We start from the raw sequence: 16001 nt of genomic DNA, 5'->3' as shown, positions 1-16001 counted from the left end.
GAAAGGACTACGACCGATGCGAGTGCTGTGGGTGTTCGCCCATCCGGAACCGCGATCGCTGACCGCCCAGCTGCGCACCGCCGGAATCGCCGCGCTACGCGAGGCCGGGCACGAGGTGATCGAATCCGATCTCTACGCCATGAACTGGAACCCCGTGGTGACGGCCGAGGACTTCGCGCATGACGGCGCCGAGCGGTTGGACGTGGCCAACGAATCCGAAGCGGCCCTGCGCACCGGCCGGCTGGCCGCCGACATCCGCGCCGAACACGAGAAGCTGGCCTGGGCCGACACCGTGGTGCTGCATTTCCCGCTGTGGTGGTACGGGATGCCCGCGATCATGAAGGGTTGGCTGGACCGCGTACTGGTGCAGGGTTACGCGTACGGGGTGCGTGATCCCGAGTCCGGTCGCACCCGCCGCTACGGCGACGGCGGCCTGGCAGGCAAGCGCGCCACGGCGGTGGTGTCGGTCGGCGCCCATACCGGGCTGGGACCGCGCGGCATCCACGGCGACCTCACGGAGGTCCTCTTCCCCCTGCTCCACGGCACTTTCTTCTACACCGGCATGGAGGTGATCGAGCCGGTCATCATCCCCGGCACCAACCGGGTGAGCCACGAACGCTTCGCCGCCATCACCGCCGATCTGCACGCCCGGCTACTCACCCTGCCGACGACACCGCCCATCCCCTACCGCCACCAGGACAGCGGCGACTACGACGCCGACTGGAACCTGCACCAGGCCAACCACCCGGGAGCATCCGGCCTCGGGGTCCACCGCCGCGACAACGAATCCCGCCAGGCTTGCTGACCGAGCCCTTGGGCGAAGGTGATTCAGCCGGGCCGTTTCGGCCCCACAACGGTGGCGACGAGCCCACCGGTGAGCACGACCGCGCCGACGGCCAGAACGATGCTGGCGACGGCAGGCCCGCCTGACGTGTTGTCGGCGACCACCTGACCGACGCCGATGGCGATGCACGCGGAACCGCCGAGAACGAGGACCGGTTCGCGCCGAAGCAGATAGGCGCCGAGAAAGACCGCCCCGACGAAGCCGGTAAGGACTGGGCGCCACAGCGATTCACCGAGCGTCACCGATTGCGCGCCTCCTATCGCGATCAGTCCACCGAGCAGAAATCCGGCCCAGTCGACGACGAGCAGCCGCGCCCACGCGAGCCCGAACCAGACGGCCCCGAAGACCATGAGCGCGATGCCCTGCCACAGCCAGCGGTGCGTCCCGTCGGTGAGCTCGACGATCGTGGCGACGCCGAAACCGGCGATCGCGACCATCCCGAGCAGGCTCGGCACCATCAGATAGCCGAGCGTCGCCACCAACAGCCCCGCGCACAGAGCCGCGATCTCGGCTTCGCCACCGCGCTCGCCGAACGCGGTCGCCACCGTGCCACTGGTCGCCATGGCCGCCAGCACCAGCAGCGCCGACGCGAGCCTGGTTCGCACGGCCGTGGCGATGGGCACACGGCGGAACAGGCCGGGCCGTCCACCGGCCAGCACCACGGCGCCACCGAGCGAACACCCGGTGACGACGGCGAGCAACACCACTCGCCCGGTGTCGGCGACATCGGCCCACGCGCGGTCGAGGAACAGCCCGAGACCCGCCGCGACGAGCCCGGCACCGAGGTAGGCGACCATCTCGGCGACCACCCGGCCGGTCGGCGCACGCCCGGCCCGCTCCTGCTCCTCGACAGCTCGCAGCACCGCGTCACGCTGGTCACCACTGATGACCCCGCCCGCGACCAACCGCTCCAACGCCACGCCCACCCCGTGTTCGCGAACCATCCGTCGAGTATGTCGGCACCACACCCGAGTGCGCCCCTTTCGCAGTGACGCCGTTCACAGTAGGATTAGTTTGATGTCCTAGTATCGGGCGTTCTACAAAATGGCGGAGGAAGTCATGAGCACCTCATTGCACGTTCCTGTCCATCCGGTGCGGTTCGTGACCTCGGCCGCCCTGTTCGACGGGCACGACGCGGCGATCAACATCATGCGGCGCATCCTCCAGGCCCAAGGCGCGGAAGTGATCCATCTCGGACACAACCGGTCGGTGCGCGAGATCGTCGACGCGGTGGTCGAGGAGGACGTGCAGGGTGTGGCGGTGAGCTCGTATCAGGGCGGGCACATCGAGTTCTTCGAGTACCTGGCCGAGGCGCTGCGCGAGGCCGGGGCGGGCGACGTGCGCATCTTCGGTGGCGGTGGCGGAGTGATCGTCCCCGAGGAGATCGAACGCCTCGCCCGCAGCGGCGTGCGCATCTTCTCCCCCGAAGACGGCCAGCGCCTCGGCCTGCCCGGCATGATCAACGAGCTCATCCGGCTCTGCGATGTGGACCGTGCCGCCGTCGCCCCCGATCTGAACGCCCTCTACACCGGCGACCGAATCGCCCTGGCCCGCACCATCACCTGTCTGCAGCAGGGCGGCCTGCCCGAAACCGACCGCGCCGCGATCCTCGCCGCGGCGGACGCGCGCGAAGTGCCGGTCCTCGGCATCACCGGCACCGGCGGCTCCGGAAAGTCCTCGCTCACCGACGAATTGGTGCGCCGGCTGCGTACCGACCAACAGGACAAGCTGCGTGTCGCGGTGCTCGCCGTCGACCCGACCAGGCGCCGCGCCGGTGGCGCCCTGCTCGGTGACCGCATCCGCATGAACGCCCTCGACGGCGAACACGTGTACTTCCGTTCGCTGGCCACGCGCGGCAATCACGAACTGCCCGACGACATCGACACCATGATCGCCGCGTGCCGGGCAGCGGGCTTCGACCTGGTGATCCTCGAGACACCGGGCATCGGCCAGGGCGACGCGGGCATCGTCGACCACGTGGATGTGGCGCTGTACGTGATGACGCCGGAGTTCGGTGCCGCCTCCCAGCTCGAGAAGATCGACATGCTCGACTACGCCGACGTGGTCGCGGTGAACAAGTACGAGCGGCGCGGCGCGGCCGACGCGGTGCGCGATGTGGCTCGCCAATTGATCCGCAACCGTGCGGAATTCGGTTCCGACCCGTCCGACATGCCGGTCTTCGGCACCAGCGCGGCGACCTTCGACGACGACGGTGTCACCGCGCTCTACCAGCATCTGCTCACCCGGCTCACCGAGCACGGCCTCACGGTGGAGCCGGGCGCGCTGCCCCGGGTGGAGACGAAGGTGTCGACCAGGTTCGCCCAGCTCATCCCGCCGTCCAGGGTGCGCTACCTGGCCGAGATCGCCGAGACCGTGCGCGCCTACCACCAGGACACGGCACGGGAAATAGCTGCGGCGCAACGGGTTCAGCGATTGCGCGCGGTGCACGAGGAACTGCCCGACGATACCGCCGTCGGCGACCTGCTGGCGGCGGCGACCGGTGATCTGTCGCCCGCCTCGGCGGCCCTGCTGGACGAATGGCCCGCACTGGCCGAGAGTTATCGGGGCGAGGAGCAGGTGGTGCGGGTACGCGACCGCGAGATCCGCACCCCGTTGCGGCGCGAATCGCTCTCCGGCACAAGCGTTCCCCGGGTCGCACTGCCCCGCTACACCGACGCGGGCGAACTGTTGCGCTTCCTGCGCGAGGAGAACCTGCCGGGCCGATTCCCCTTCACCGCAGGCGTTTTCCCGTTCAAGCGCGACAACGAGGACCCCACCCGCATGTTCGCGGGCGAGGGCGATCCGGCGCGCACGAACCGGCGCTTCAAGGCACTCAGCGCCCACACCGAGGCCACTCGCCTCTCGACAGCCTTCGACTCGGTGACCCTCTACGGCCACGAACCGGCGCAGCGGCCCGATATCTACGGCAAGGTCGGCACCTCGGGTGTGTCGGTGGCGACGATCGACGACATGCGCACCCTGTTCGACGGTTTCGACCTGTGTGAACCCACGACGTCGGTGTCGATGACCATCAACGGCCCGGCCCCGACGATTCTGGCGTTCTTCCTCAATGCGGCGATCGACCAAGCGAGGCGACGCTTCACCGAATCCGAGGGCCGGGAGCCGACGGAGCAGGAGGCCGCCGAGATCAAGGCGCGCACGCTGTCCACCGTGCGCGGCACCGTGCAGGCCGACATCCTCAAGGAGGACCAGGGCCAGAACACCTGCCTGTTCTCCACCGAGTTCAGTCTGCGAATGATGGCCGATGTGCAGGAGTGGTTCGTCCGCAACAATGTGCGCAATTTCTATTCGGTGTCCATCTCCGGCTATCACATCGCCGAGGCCGGGGCCAACCCGATCAGCCAGCTCGCCTTCACCCTGGCCAACGGATTCACCTACGTGGAAACGTATTTGGCGCGCGGACTGGCGATCGACGAATTCGCGCCGAACCTGTCGTTCTTCTTCTCCAACGGGATGGACCCGGAGTATTCGGTCATCGGACGGGTGGCACGACGCATCTGGGCCGTCGCCATGCGCGACCGGTACGGCGCGGGAGAACGCGCCCAGAAACTGAAGTACCACATCCAGACCTCCGGTCGATCGCTGCACGCTCAGGAAATGCAGTTCAACGACATCCGCACCACCCTGCAGGCGCTCATCGCGGTCTACGACAATTGCAACAGCCTGCACACCAACGCTTTCGACGAAGCCGTCACCACACCCACCGAGGAATCGGTGCGCCGGGCGCTGGCGATTCAGCTCATCATCGCCAAGGAATGGGGGCTGGCGGTGAACGAGAATCCGCTGCAGGGCAGTTTCATCATCGACGAGCTCACCGACCTGGTCGAAGAGGCGGTGCTGCTCGAATTCGAGCGGATCAGCGAACGCGGCGGCGTGCTGGGCGCCATGGAGACCGGTTACCAGCGCGGCCGCATCCAGGACGAGTCGATGCGCTATGAGCAGCGCAAACACGACGGAACGCTGCCGATCATCGGGGTCAACACCTTCCGCGGCCCCGAAAGCGAGGCCGCGGCGCCGACGGTGGAATTGGCCCGCGCCACCGAGGACGAGAAACGGTCCCAGCTCGAGCGGGTGCAACAGTTCCGCGCCGAGCACGCCGAGGAATCGCATCGCGCGCTCGCCCGCCTGGCCGAGGTCGCCCACACCGACGGCAATATTTTCGAGGTACTGATGGACGCGGCACGGGTATGCACTCTGCAGCAGGTCACCGATACCTTTTTCGCCGTCGGCGGACAGTATCGGCGAACCGTCTGAGGCGACCGAATGCGACCATCGCCGCTGCCGACGTGTGACAATTCCCGAAGCAATGCCGGCGCGGCGATGGGACGTACATGGATCTGACCGGGCTCGACATCATCGATGCGCATATCCACCAGTGGGATCCGCATACGACACCTCGATTGTCCAGCAAGCACGCCAAGCTGCTGCGGTATGTGCCGCTGCCGGTCGACCTCGCCGCGAAATTCACCCCGCGCCGCGACCTCCAGTTCGTCGGCGACCCCACGGCCTACCTCGGCCCGTATCTGCCCGCCGACTACCGCACCGACCAAGGCGGAGTCGCGGTGCGCGGGCTCGTGCACGTGGAAGCCGAGTGGACCGGTTCGGCGCCCGACGAGACGCGCTGGGTGGCCAGCCTGCCGTTCGGGGTCGATACGCCCACGCTCACCGCGATCGTCGGCTCGGCCGATCCCGCCGCCGCGGATCTGGGCCCAACGCTCGACGCGCATCAGTCGGCCTCGCCGCTGTTGCGCGGGATCCGGGCCACCGTCGCCCACCATCCCGATGCGGGAGTGAAGTCGTTCGCCGCGCACGACGGTCTGCTCACCGCGCCCGCCTTCCTCGACGGATTCGGTCAGCTCGCCGAACGCGGGCTCAGCTTCGACGCCTGGCTGTATTCGGGCCAGCTGCCCGAGGTGACGGCGCTGGCCGAACGCTTTCCCGAGGTGACGATCGTTCTCGACCACCTGGCCACCCCCGCCGGCATCTTCGGGCCGGTCGGCAAACACACCGGCAGGACAGCGGGCGAGCGTCGCGACATTTTCGACCGCTGGCGCGACGACATCACCGATCTGGCCGCCCAGCCCAATGTGGTCGCCAAGGTGAGCGGGCTGATGATGCCGGTACTCGGCCACCCGGTCCCGCCGCGCGGGTTGTCGACCCAGCTGTCGGTGCTCGTCGACCGGTTGGGTCCGATGCTCGCCCACGCCCTGTCGATCTTCGGTCCCGACCGGCTGATCTGGGGCTCGAACTTCCCCGTCGACAAGCCGATCACCAGCCTCCCCGTGGCCGTCGACGCCGTCGCGACGGCGCTCAACAAGGCCGGTGCGTCGGCCGAGGACCTGCGGAAGGTCTTCGGCGGTAACGCGGTTCGCGTTTACCGCATCGACCTGGGGTGACGGGTTTTGTCGGTGGCACGGTTTAGCATCACGGGATGAAGACGACCGGCACGTTCGAACTCACCGCCTTCGACCCGACCGATCTGCAGCCGCAACCTCCGATCAGCACCGGCCTGCCGGTCGGCATCGCCCACATGACCAAGTTCTACGCGGGCGACATCACGGGCACCTCGGCCACGCTGTTCACCTCGGCGTTCGACATGTCGACGGGTGCGGGCACCTACATCGCCATGGAGTCCTTCGAGGGCAGCCTGGCGGGCAGGTCTGGCGCGTTCAACTTCGTCCATTCCGCCACCACCGGCGGCACCGATCGGACCGACGAGTTCTTCCACATCGTCCCCGGTAGCGGCACCGGCGAGCTCACCGGCATCACCGGCACCGGGGCCCTCTACGTCGACCCCACCGGCGGCCACCACATCTGGTTCGAGTACGACCTGCCCTGAGGAACCGTCGGCTCGACAGAATCTCGACGCCGGACCGGCGTTATGAGCCCGATCGACTGCGAGTGACCGCGTAGTCCAACTACGTTGACCCCTGTCAACAGGACGCGTTCGAGGGAGCTGTGGTGGCGGCAGGGTTTCGGTGCTGGGTCGGTGGTGTCATCGCGGTGATGGCCGTTTCGGTGGCGGCTCCCGCCGTGGCCGCTCCTCCGCTCGGTCCGACCGGCGACACCACGTTCTACACCCCGCCCGCCGAGATCCCGGCGACGCCGGGACAGCCGATCAAGACCGAACCCATGTCGCTGCCGATCACCCTGCCTGGTAGCAACGGCCCGCTTCCGGCGGAAACCACCCGCGTGATGTTCTCCGCCACCGACCGCACGGGGTCGGCGGTCGCGGCGACCGGTGCGTATCTGCGGCCGACCCTGCCGTGGGTCGGACCCGGTCCGCGGCCGCTGCTCGTGCTCGCGCCCGGCACACAGGGTCAGGGCGACCAGTGCGCGCCGTCGAACACCCTGGCATTTCTGTTGCAGTACAACGGCGGACTCGATGTGGGCGTGCAGTACGAGCAGTACGCGGCGATCTACCCGTTCCTCGCGGTCGGTGGTGCGGTGATGCTCACCGACCACGAAAGTTTCGGCACTCCGGGACCGCACAGTTACATGTCGCGTGCGTCCACCGGACAGGTCATGCTCGACGCCGCGCGGGCCGCCCGTGAACTGCCCGGCAACGGACTCGAACCGGGTGCCCCGGTGGCGCTGTGGGGCTATTCGCAGGGTGGCGGGGCTGCGGCCGCCGCGGCGGAACTCGCCCCGAGCTACGCACCGGACCTGCCGATCGTCGGCGCCTACGCCGGAGCACCGGTGGTCGACGCACGCGCCCAGCTGCGGCACTTCGACCGCGGCTCGCTGGCCGGCGCCCTCGGCTACTACATCAACGGCGCCGTCGACGAGAACCCCGCACTCGCGCCCGCCACCGATCGGCTGCTCAACGACGCGGGCAAGCGCATGCTGGCCGACACCGCACGGCAGTGTGTGGCCGAAACCGTAGCCACCCAGGGTTTCCGGGACAGCCGTAGCTGGACGAGCACCGGACAGAGCGTGGTCGAAGCGTTGGATTCCGACCCGGACTGGGCAGCCCACCTCGACGACGACCGGGTCGGACAGTTGCGACCCGGCGCCCCGGTACTCATCCACAGCACGGCCGATGATGAACTGGTGCCCACCTACAGCGCTCGCAGGCTCGCCGCGGACTGGTGCGCCGCCGGTGCCACCGTGGCCTACTACGAGCAGCCGCTCCCCGGCGATCCGGTGAAACTCGGTGTGTCACATGTGCTCAACAGCCCGCTGAGCTTGCCGGGCGCGCTGCTGTGGCTGCACGGCCTGTTGCGGGGCGAGCCCGCGCAGCGCACCTGCTGAACTCAGCTGTCGAATTCGGCGTAGAGGGAACGTAATTCGCGGAGGCCGGTGGCGGCGGTCTGCTCGTCTTCGGCCGACATGCGTAGGGCACGGCGCAAAGCCATGGCATCCAGGTCCTCGATGACGGGGTGGAATTCGATGCGTGGCAGGTCGGGGAGGGTGAGGTGGTCACCGTAGGGATCGTCGGAATCGGTGGTGCGGGTTGATCTTTCGACGCCACCGATCAGGGTGTCGAGGTCGAGTCCGCGCAGGGTGAGGATTTCGCCCGGTTGCTCGTCGAGGCGTTCGGCGAGCAGGTAGCAGACGGCGGCCACATGTTTACACGGCCAGCCCATGTCCGGGCAGGTGCAGGAGAAGTCCAGTTCGGCGGCGGTGGTCGGCAGCAGGTGGGGGCCGAGCGCGGGCGGTAGAGCGCCCGAAGCGATTTCGGCGAGCATCCCTGGCGCTTCGCGGATCTCGGCCAGCAGCAGCTCGATCTCCTCCTCGCGCAGCGGTCGCACCGACAACACGGAGGTGAACGGGCTCGGTTGGCTGCCCTGCACCTCGGCGGTGACCGCACCGCGCTCCACGCGATAGTTCACCACCTGCCCGACCCGCGCATAGGTGCGCCCGCGCGAGAGCCTGCCCGCGTCGGCCACCTTCTCCACCGCCTCGAGCAGCGACTTTCCCCACCAGGTGCGACCGAAACCGCCGCGCGCCTGCGCACCGCCGCGCACCGGTTTGCGCGGACCGAACTGGCTGAAATCGGCCATCAGTCACCCACCGCCTCGGCCCCGAGGGTGAACAGTTCACGCAACTCGTCGGTGCCCAGTTCGGTGATCCAGTTCTCCCCCGCCCCGACGGCCAGGTCGGCCAATGCCTTTTTACCGCTGATCATTTCGTCGATGCGCTCCTCGATGGTGTCGACGCAGACGAGCTTGCGCACCTGCACCGCACGCTGCTGGCCGATGCGGAACGCGCGGTCGGTTGCCTGGTTCTCCACGGCCGGGTTCCACCAGCGGTCCAGGTGGATCACATGATTGGCGGCGGTCAGGTTCAGGCCTGTGCCACCCGCCTTGAGCGAGAGCAGCATCAATGGCGGTCCGCCCTCGGCCTGGAACCCGGTGACCATGTCGTCGCGACGCTGCTTGGTCACCCCGCCGTGCAGGAACGGGATGGGAGTGCCGAACCGTTCGGTGAGGAACGGCAGGATCAGGTCGCCGAACTCACGGAACTGGGTGAACAGCAGGGCCTTCTCCCCGTCGGCGAGGACGGCGTCGAGGATGTCCTCCACCAGGGCGAGCTTGCCCGAGCGATGGCCGCCGCGGCGCATGATGGGCGAGGCGTCGCCGAGGAAATGCGCGGGATGGTTGCAGACCTGCTTGAGCCTGGTCAGCGCGCCGAGCACCGCGCCCTTGCGCGCCATGCCCTTGGCATCTTTGAGCTTCTCCAGCATGTCGTCGACCACGGCCTGATACAGCGCGGCCTGCTCGACGGTGAGGTTGGCGCGCACCGTCATCTCGAGCTTCTCGGGCAGATCGCTGATGACCGCCGGATCGGTTTTGAGCCTGCGCAGCACGAACGGTTCGGTGATGAGCCGCAACCGGTCGATGGCCTGCTGGTCGCGTTCGCGTTCGATGGGGACCGCGAAGCGGGCACGGAAGGACTGCGGGCTGCCGAGCAACTTGGGCATGGCGAAATCGAACAGGGCACGCAGTTCTTCCAGCCGGTTCTCCACCGGCGTTCCGGTGAGCGCCAGCCGATGCCGGGCCCGCAAGGCGCGGGCGGCCCGTGACTGCCTGGTTGTCGCGTTCTTGATGTGCTGGGCCTCGTCGAGAACCACCCGCTCCCAATGCTGTTCGCTCAGCAACGCGGCGTCACGCGCGAGCAGGGCATAGGTGGTGACGACCAGATCCGCCTCCGCGACCGCGGCGGCGAAATCCGCGCCCTTGCGCCGATCGGTGCCGTGGTGCACGAGGACGCGCAGGTCGGGTGCGAACCGTTCGGTCTCGCGCTGCCAGTTGCCGACCACCGACATGGGGCACACCAGCAACGTCGGCCCTACCGGACCGACGGCCTCGCGTTCGTGCACGAGGAGCGCGAGTACCTGCACGGTCTTGCCGAGTCCCATGTCGTCGGCAAGGATCGCGCCGCAATCGAGACGGTTCATGGTGGCCAGCCAGCTCAGGCCGCGCTCCTGATAGGGGCGGAGCTGGGCTTTCAGGCCGATCGGTACCGGAACCGGCTCGGGATCGCCGTGTCCGGTGAACAATTCGGCCGCCCAGCCGTCGGCGGTGACCTCGGTGACCGGCACATTGTCGACCCGTTCGGCGGCGAGTTCGCCGATCATGTCGGCCAGGGTGATCGGGGTGTCGTCGGCGTGCAGCGCCACGTACCGGGCGGCAGCCGCCAGCGCGCGGTGATCGGCCTGCACCCATTCGCCGCGCAGCTGGACGAGATCGGATTTGCTGCGCACCAGCCGTTCCATCTCGGCCGGGGTGAGCACCATGTCCCCGAGCGCTAATTCCCAACGGTAGGAAAGCAATCCGCTGAGACCGACGGTGGACTCGGCGGCGGCCGGGCTGCTCACCCGCAGGCGCATGCTCGGTTCGGCGATGTTCCAAGCGCGCGGCAGCAGCAGGCGAATCCCGGCCTCCTGCAGCGCATGCGCGCCGTGGGCTACCAGGTCGGCGACCACCTGGGTCGGCAGCAGGAGGTCGAGGCCGCGCGGGTCGGTCGGCAGATCACGCAGGCGCGGGTAGGCCTTGCGGGCCTGCCCCAGCTTCTCGGCGGCGGTGCGTACCAGGACCGGATCATCATCGAGTACAACGGGTTTCGGCGCGTCGTCGACCGGACGCAGACAAACCTGCAGTCGCCACAGCGCGACCGAGTCGTCGTCGGTGCCGAATTCGCCGTCGGGTTCGCACAGGCGAAGGACCAGTTCGGGTTCGTCGGCGGCGTATCCCTCGCGCCACTGCGACAGTGTTTCGGCCAGCCGGTAGGAGCCCTCGTCGAGCGGGGTGTCGCTCATCAGCGCCGCCAGCAGCGGGTGCGTCATCGAACGGTGGCTCAGGTATTCGCGGGCGATCGGGTCGGTGAGTTCGGTGACCAGGTCCTCGAGCACCCCGGTGGGCGGCCCGGCGACCCGCAGCGCGGCGGGCATGGCCGTGGCCAGCTCGGCGAGCCACGCGCGCTGCCGTTGCCCGCCGACCAACCGCCACCGCACCCACCACTGCCCGTCGGCGCGATCCACCTGCGGCACCACCCGACCTGCCCGCACCCAGCGCTCGATGCCACGGGCGACGTGCGCGAGGAATCGCAGGTCGCCGGAGATGTGCTCGCGGGGCAGCCTGCTGCGCAGCACGACGGCGGCCGTCGGCGGCGCTAGCGCGTGCGCGCGGACCTCGGCTCGACCCGGTGCGCCCGCCTCGTCGACGACGAGCACCTCGGCGCGGTGGCGGAACCGCGCGCGCTCGAGAATGTCGCCGAGCACCGAACCCACCGCAACGGGTTGCCCGTCGTGCCACAGCAGCAGGCCCGAACCGGGGGACCACAGACCGTGCAGCATGGTTGCCATCCAAGCAGCAGCCACCGACACCGTGTGCTTCGCCATCGCTCTGGATTTCTGGGCTCCCACGGAACATACTTGGATATTCCCTGGTCACGGCCGGAAGATCACCGGCGACAACTGCATATCCACCCAGGCGAACCGGCCACGAACCGGCTCGGCCGATGAACCCCTTGACTGCGTGCGGAGGGCAGCGATGACGATTCTGCTCCAGGTTCTCGAGCAGAGCTACACCCCCACCACCCCGTGGGAGCGGCGCAAGTTCACGTTCGTCGATGCCGGGAAGATCGTCGGCATGCGCCTGGACGGTCAGTCCGGCGTATGGATCGATCTGTCCCGGCCCGGTGAATCCCAGCGGCTGGCCCACACGGCCGACCCGCGCGATTCCATCACCTTCCTGCTCACCGTCTTCGCCAAGATCGCCGAGTGCGAGGACCGGGGTGGTTCGTGGTTGATCGGCCACGACGGCACCCACATCTCCTCGATCGCGGCCACCCGGTTCCCGCCACACGCCGCTGAGCTCGCGGCCGACGACATCCTGGCGCGCGCCTGGTTGTAGTGGCACAGGCAAGTCGGCGAAGTTGTCGGTGGGGTCGGCTACAACCTGTGCATGGGGAGACTCGCGTGGCTGGTCGTGCTGGTGCTCGCGTGCGCGGGTTGCGGGGTGCTGGCGCCCGAACCGGTCGCGCCCGCGCCGGGTAGTCCCACGCGGGCAGAGGTGAGCGCGCTGCTCGATCAGGTGCGCGTGATCGATGCGCGACCGCACCCCGGCGGGTACGAACGCGGCTGCAAGGCCGGGCAGGGTTGTGTGTTCGGTCCGGCCTGGTCCGACGACACCGACGCACCCGGCGGTCACGACGGCTGCGACACCCGCAACAACGTGCTGGCCGCGCAGCTGCGCGATGTGGTTCGCCGGGGGCGCTGCGTGGTGGTGGAAGGCGTGCTCACCGACCCTTACACCGGCACCGACATCGCTTTTCGTAAGTCCGACGGCGGCGACATCCAGATCGACCACGTCTATCCGCTTGCCGCCGCCTGGGACATGGGCGCACACGCCTGGCCACCGGAACGCCGTCTGCGCTTCGCCAACGACCTCGCCGTCAACCTGCTGGCCACCGGCAAGGCGACTAATCAGTCCAAAAGCGACGACACGCCTGGTGAATGGCTGCCACCCGCCCGGCCCAACCACTGCTTCTACGCCGCCAAGTACCTCACCGTCGCCATCGCCTACGACTTGCCGATCACCGCCGCCGACAACGCCGCCCTCCACGACATCGCCCGCACGTGTCCTTGATGGGTGCCGCCGCTGTCAGGCGCCCGTCGCCACCGGACGCTTCGGGTCGTTGGACCACTGGGACCAGGATCCCGGGTAGAGGGCGGCGTCGATCCCGGCGACGGCGAGGGCGGCGATTTCGTGCGCAGCGGTGACGCCGGAACCGCAGTAGACCGCGACCGGTCCGTCGCCGAACTCGGCGAAGCGCTCGCGCAATTCCTCGGCGGTGCGGAAATGCCCTGTGGGGTAGAGGTTTTCGGCGGTCGGCGCGCTGACGGCGCCTGGGATATGACCGGCCTGCGGATCGACCGGTTCCACCTCGCCTCGGAAACGTTCGCCCGCGCGAGCATCGAGCAAGACACCCGACCATTTCGCGGCGGCGTCCGCATCGATCACGGGCAGCGCGCCGGGGCGAACGACCAAGTCACCGGGGGTCGGATCGGGTTCGGCACCGGTCGCGAGTTCCCCGCCGGACGCGGTCCAGGCGGGCAGCCCACCGTCGAGAATGCGCACATTGTCGACACCGGCCCAGCGCAACAGCCACCACGCGCGGGCCGCCGCCATGCCACCGGTCGCGTCGTAGACGACCACGGGCTCATCGGCGCCGAGCCCCCAGCTGCGGGCGCACTTCTCGAAGGTTCCGGGGTCGGGCAACGGGTGCCTGCCGCGGGCCGGTGACGGTGCGGCGGCCAGTTCCGTCTCCAGGTCGACGAACACCGCGCCCGGAATGTGCCCGTCGAGATAGTGCTGTGGACCGTCCGGATCCCCGAGTGCCCACCGCACGTCGAGCAGATGAATCTTGTTCGCCGCCAGCTCCTCCCGAAGCTCGGCCGCCGAGATCAGCACCGCACCCACGCCAACTCCTCACTCCCGGTCCGTCCCCCGCCGCCACCCTACGCACTCCCCGCCCACCCACACCCGAAACGGCACCCCACACATCGGACGGAGACTGGACAGATGATCACCACGATCCGGTGGCGGCAACGACCGAGAGCCGCACGCCACCGGAGCGTGGTGATCGAGCGGCCGGCACCGCGGGCCGGATCAGGCCAGTTTCGCGCTACTGGCCGGTGACGCTCCCAGACCCGTCGGGCAGGATTTGCCGAATGTCGCAGGTCTCCACCAGTTCGTCGTCCGATGCCACCGAGCAGCCGGCCGGGATAGGTCAGCCGCTCGGTGCGGGCGCGGTGACCGCGCTGGTCGGGTTCACCAGCTCCTTCGCGGTGGTGCTGAGCGGGTTGCGGGCGGTGGGGGCGAGTCCGGCGCAGGCGGCGTCGGGGCTGCTCGTGCTGTGTTTCACGCAGGGCATCGGCATCCTGCTGCTGAGTTTCCGGTACCGGATTCCGATCACCCTTGCCTGGTCGACGCCCGGCGCGGCACTGCTGGTGAGCACCGGCCTGGTGGCTGGTGGGTGGCCGGGCGCGGTCGCGGCGTTCGCTGTGACGGGCGTGCTGATCGTCGTCACCGGTCTGTGGCAGCGTCTCGGTTCGCTGGTCGCGGCGATTCCCGTGCCGATCGCCCAGGCCATGCTCGCCGGCGTGCTCGTTCCGCTGTGCCTGGCTCCGGTGCAGGCATTGCGTACCTCGCCCGCCGTGGTGGTTCCGGTGATCGTGGTGTGGCTGGTGCTGCAGCGGTACGCACCGAAGTGGGCGGTGCTCGTGGCCTTCGCGACGGCGGCTGTGGGCACCGGCATCGACATCGTGGTCGCCGACCGGCACCTCGACCTGTCCGCCATGGTTCCGACACTGGAATGGACCGCACCCCACTGGCATTGGCAGGCGATCGTCGGTATCGCCGTTCCGCTCTACATCGTGACGATGGCCTCGCAGAACATCCCCGGTGTGGCGGTGATGCGCTCCTTCGACTACCAGGTGCCGTGGCGGCCGGCCATGCTCGTCACCGGCATCGGCACCGTCCTCGGCGCCCCTGCCGGCGGTCACGCCATCAACCTCGCCGCCATCAGCGCCGCCCTCGCCGCCGCACCGAGCGCGAGCCCGGACCCGAAGCGCCGCTGGATCGCCGCGGCCACCGCGGGCGCCTCCTATCTGGTCCTCGGCCTGGCCTCCGCCGCCCTGGTCACCCTCATCGCCGCCGCCCCTGCGGGCACCCTCGAAACCGTCGCGGGCCTGGCCCTGCTCGCCACGCTCGCCGCGTCCCTCTCCGCCGCCCTCACCGACCCGGGCGACCGCCTCGCCGCCCTGGTCACCTTCCTGGTGGCCGCCTCCGGCACCACCCTGCTCGGGATCGGCGGCGCCTTCTGGGCGCTGCTCGCCGGCCTCATCGTCCGCCGCATACTCCCAGCTCAGAAGTAGGTGCGCTGAGATCGATCCGGACCTCACGGCCTGACCCGCGCGCTCCGCCGAGCCTTCCCGTCCGGGTCAGGTGAATCCGGGCCCCACAGCCTGACCCGCAGGTTCCGTCGACCTCAGTCCGGGTCGGCGAGGCGGTCGAGGAGGGGTGCGGTGCGTGGGCCGACGAGTTCGCGCATGACGAGCGCCATGTTCGTGCGTTCGACGCCGGGGATCTTCAGGATGGCGCCCGCGATGCGGTAGAGGTCGTCGGCGTCGCGGGCCACGATGCGGACGGTGAGGTCGGTTTCGCCGGTCATGCCGCAGACCTCGGTGACCTCGGGAACGTCGGCGAGCTCGTCGACCACCGCATCCAGCCGGTGCTGGTCGACGACCACCGCGACGAAGGCTGCCAGCGGATAGCCGAGAGCACGCGGTTCCACGCGGCGCTCGAAACTGCCGAGCACCCCACCGCTGTCCCAGCGCGCGAGTCGCGCCTGCACCGTATTGCGTGACAGCCCGAGCCGGGCGGCCAGTTCCACCCCGGTGGCCCGGGGGCTGACGATCAGTTCGCGCAGCAATCGCGCGTCGGTCGCGTCGAGGGTCACGGCGGGTTCGCGACTGGTCATACAACGCAGTATGACAGTGCGTCACCCCAGCACAACGTGCATTCTGCTCAGTCACGTGTCGTTCACTTGCGCAGGCGGCGGTATCGTGGATGCTGTGTGATACACATCGCACTCAGCGATCAGTCGTACCCGCATCGGCCCACAA

The 16001-nt window shown here is 68.9% G+C and carries 13 protein-coding genes; 8 read left to right on the top strand and 5 right to left on the bottom strand.

The window, feature by feature from the left end; translation table 11 throughout:
- Positions 1–16: 16 nt before the first annotated feature.
- The gene (locus tag LDL21_RS25815; protein ID WP_225282107.1) at positions 17–805 is read left to right on the top strand and encodes an NAD(P)H-dependent oxidoreductase; all 789 of its coding nucleotides are present in this window, start codon (positions 17–19) and stop codon (positions 803–805) included.
- 23 nt (positions 806–828) lie between these two features.
- On the opposite strand, the gene LDL21_RS25810 is transcribed toward LDL21_RS25815, so the two are convergent.
- Positions 829–1788, bottom strand: coding sequence for a DUF2157 domain-containing protein (locus LDL21_RS25810; protein ID WP_225282106.1), 960 nt, complete (start codon positions 1786–1788; stop codon positions 829–831).
- A 115-nt stretch (positions 1789–1903) separates the two neighbouring features.
- Between LDL21_RS25810 and icmF the strand changes: the two genes are divergently transcribed.
- The 4 genes from icmF (at position 1904) to LDL21_RS25790 (ending at position 8119) form a co-directional block, all read left to right on the top strand.
- Positions 1904–5119: a fused isobutyryl-CoA mutase/GTPase IcmF gene (icmF, locus tag LDL21_RS25805; RefSeq protein WP_225282105.1), complete on the top strand. Its 3216-nt coding sequence runs from the start codon at positions 1904–1906 to the stop codon at positions 5117–5119.
- Positions 5120–5196: 77 nt separating this feature from the next.
- A complete protein-coding gene (locus LDL21_RS25800) occupies positions 5197–6261 on the top strand; it encodes an amidohydrolase family protein (protein ID WP_181697498.1) in 1065 nt (354 codons plus the stop codon).
- 35 nt (positions 6262–6296) lie between these two features.
- Entirely contained in the window at positions 6297–6704 is a 408-nt protein-coding gene (locus LDL21_RS25795) for a DUF3224 domain-containing protein (RefSeq protein WP_225282104.1), read from the top strand.
- A gap of 122 nt (positions 6705–6826) precedes the next feature.
- The gene (locus LDL21_RS25790) at positions 6827–8119 is read left to right on the top strand and encodes a lipase family protein (RefSeq protein ID WP_225282103.1); all 1293 of its coding nucleotides are present in this window, start codon (positions 6827–6829) and stop codon (positions 8117–8119) included.
- Between the two features lie 2 nt (positions 8120–8121).
- On the opposite strand, the gene LDL21_RS25785 is transcribed toward LDL21_RS25790, so the two are convergent.
- Both LDL21_RS25785 and LDL21_RS25780 read right to left on the bottom strand, forming a co-directional pair.
- Positions 8122–8871, bottom strand: a complete 750-nt coding sequence (locus tag LDL21_RS25785) for an SWIM zinc finger family protein (RefSeq protein WP_181697500.1) — start codon at positions 8869–8871, stop codon at positions 8122–8124.
- A complete protein-coding gene (locus LDL21_RS25780; protein WP_443678058.1) occupies positions 8871–11666 on the bottom strand; it encodes a DEAD/DEAH box helicase in 2796 nt (931 codons plus the stop codon). Before LDL21_RS25780 ends, LDL21_RS25785 begins: the two co-directional genes overlap by 1 nt.
- Positions 11667–11862: 196 nt before the next feature.
- Between LDL21_RS25780 and LDL21_RS25775 the strand changes: the two genes are divergently transcribed.
- Positions 11863–12225, top strand: coding sequence for a hypothetical protein (locus LDL21_RS25775; RefSeq protein ID WP_067490527.1), 363 nt, complete (start codon positions 11863–11865; stop codon positions 12223–12225).
- 51 nt (positions 12226–12276) lie between these two features.
- On the top strand, positions 12277–12960 hold the full coding sequence (locus LDL21_RS25770; protein WP_225282101.1) for an HNH endonuclease family protein: 684 nt from the start codon (positions 12277–12279) through the stop codon (positions 12958–12960).
- Positions 12961–12975: 15 nt separating this feature from the next.
- Here the strand turns inward: LDL21_RS25770 and LDL21_RS25765 are convergent, their stop codons facing one another.
- Positions 12976–13794, bottom strand: coding sequence for a sulfurtransferase (locus LDL21_RS25765; protein ID WP_372462226.1), 819 nt, complete (start codon positions 13792–13794; stop codon positions 12976–12978).
- 251 nt (positions 13795–14045) lie between these two features.
- On the opposite strand from LDL21_RS25765, the gene LDL21_RS25760 reads away from it, so the two are divergent.
- Complete coding sequence (locus LDL21_RS25760) at positions 14046–15251, top strand: benzoate/H(+) symporter BenE family transporter (protein WP_181697504.1); 1206 nt, start codon at positions 14046–14048, stop codon at positions 15249–15251.
- Between the two features lie 113 nt (positions 15252–15364).
- On the opposite strand, the gene LDL21_RS25755 is transcribed toward LDL21_RS25760, so the two are convergent.
- Positions 15365–15856 carry an Lrp/AsnC family transcriptional regulator gene (locus LDL21_RS25755; protein WP_225282100.1) on the bottom strand — a complete coding sequence of 164 codons (492 nt, stop codon included), beginning with the start codon at positions 15854–15856 and terminating at the stop codon, positions 15365–15367.
- Positions 15857–16001: the final 145 nt, after the last annotated feature.

Source organism: Nocardia rosealba (genome assembly GCF_020216065.1).
In the GTDB taxonomy this organism is placed as follows: domain Bacteria; phylum Actinomycetota; class Actinomycetes; order Mycobacteriales; family Mycobacteriaceae; genus Nocardia; species Nocardia rosealba.
This window is presented reverse-complemented; position numbering and strand designations above follow the sequence as displayed.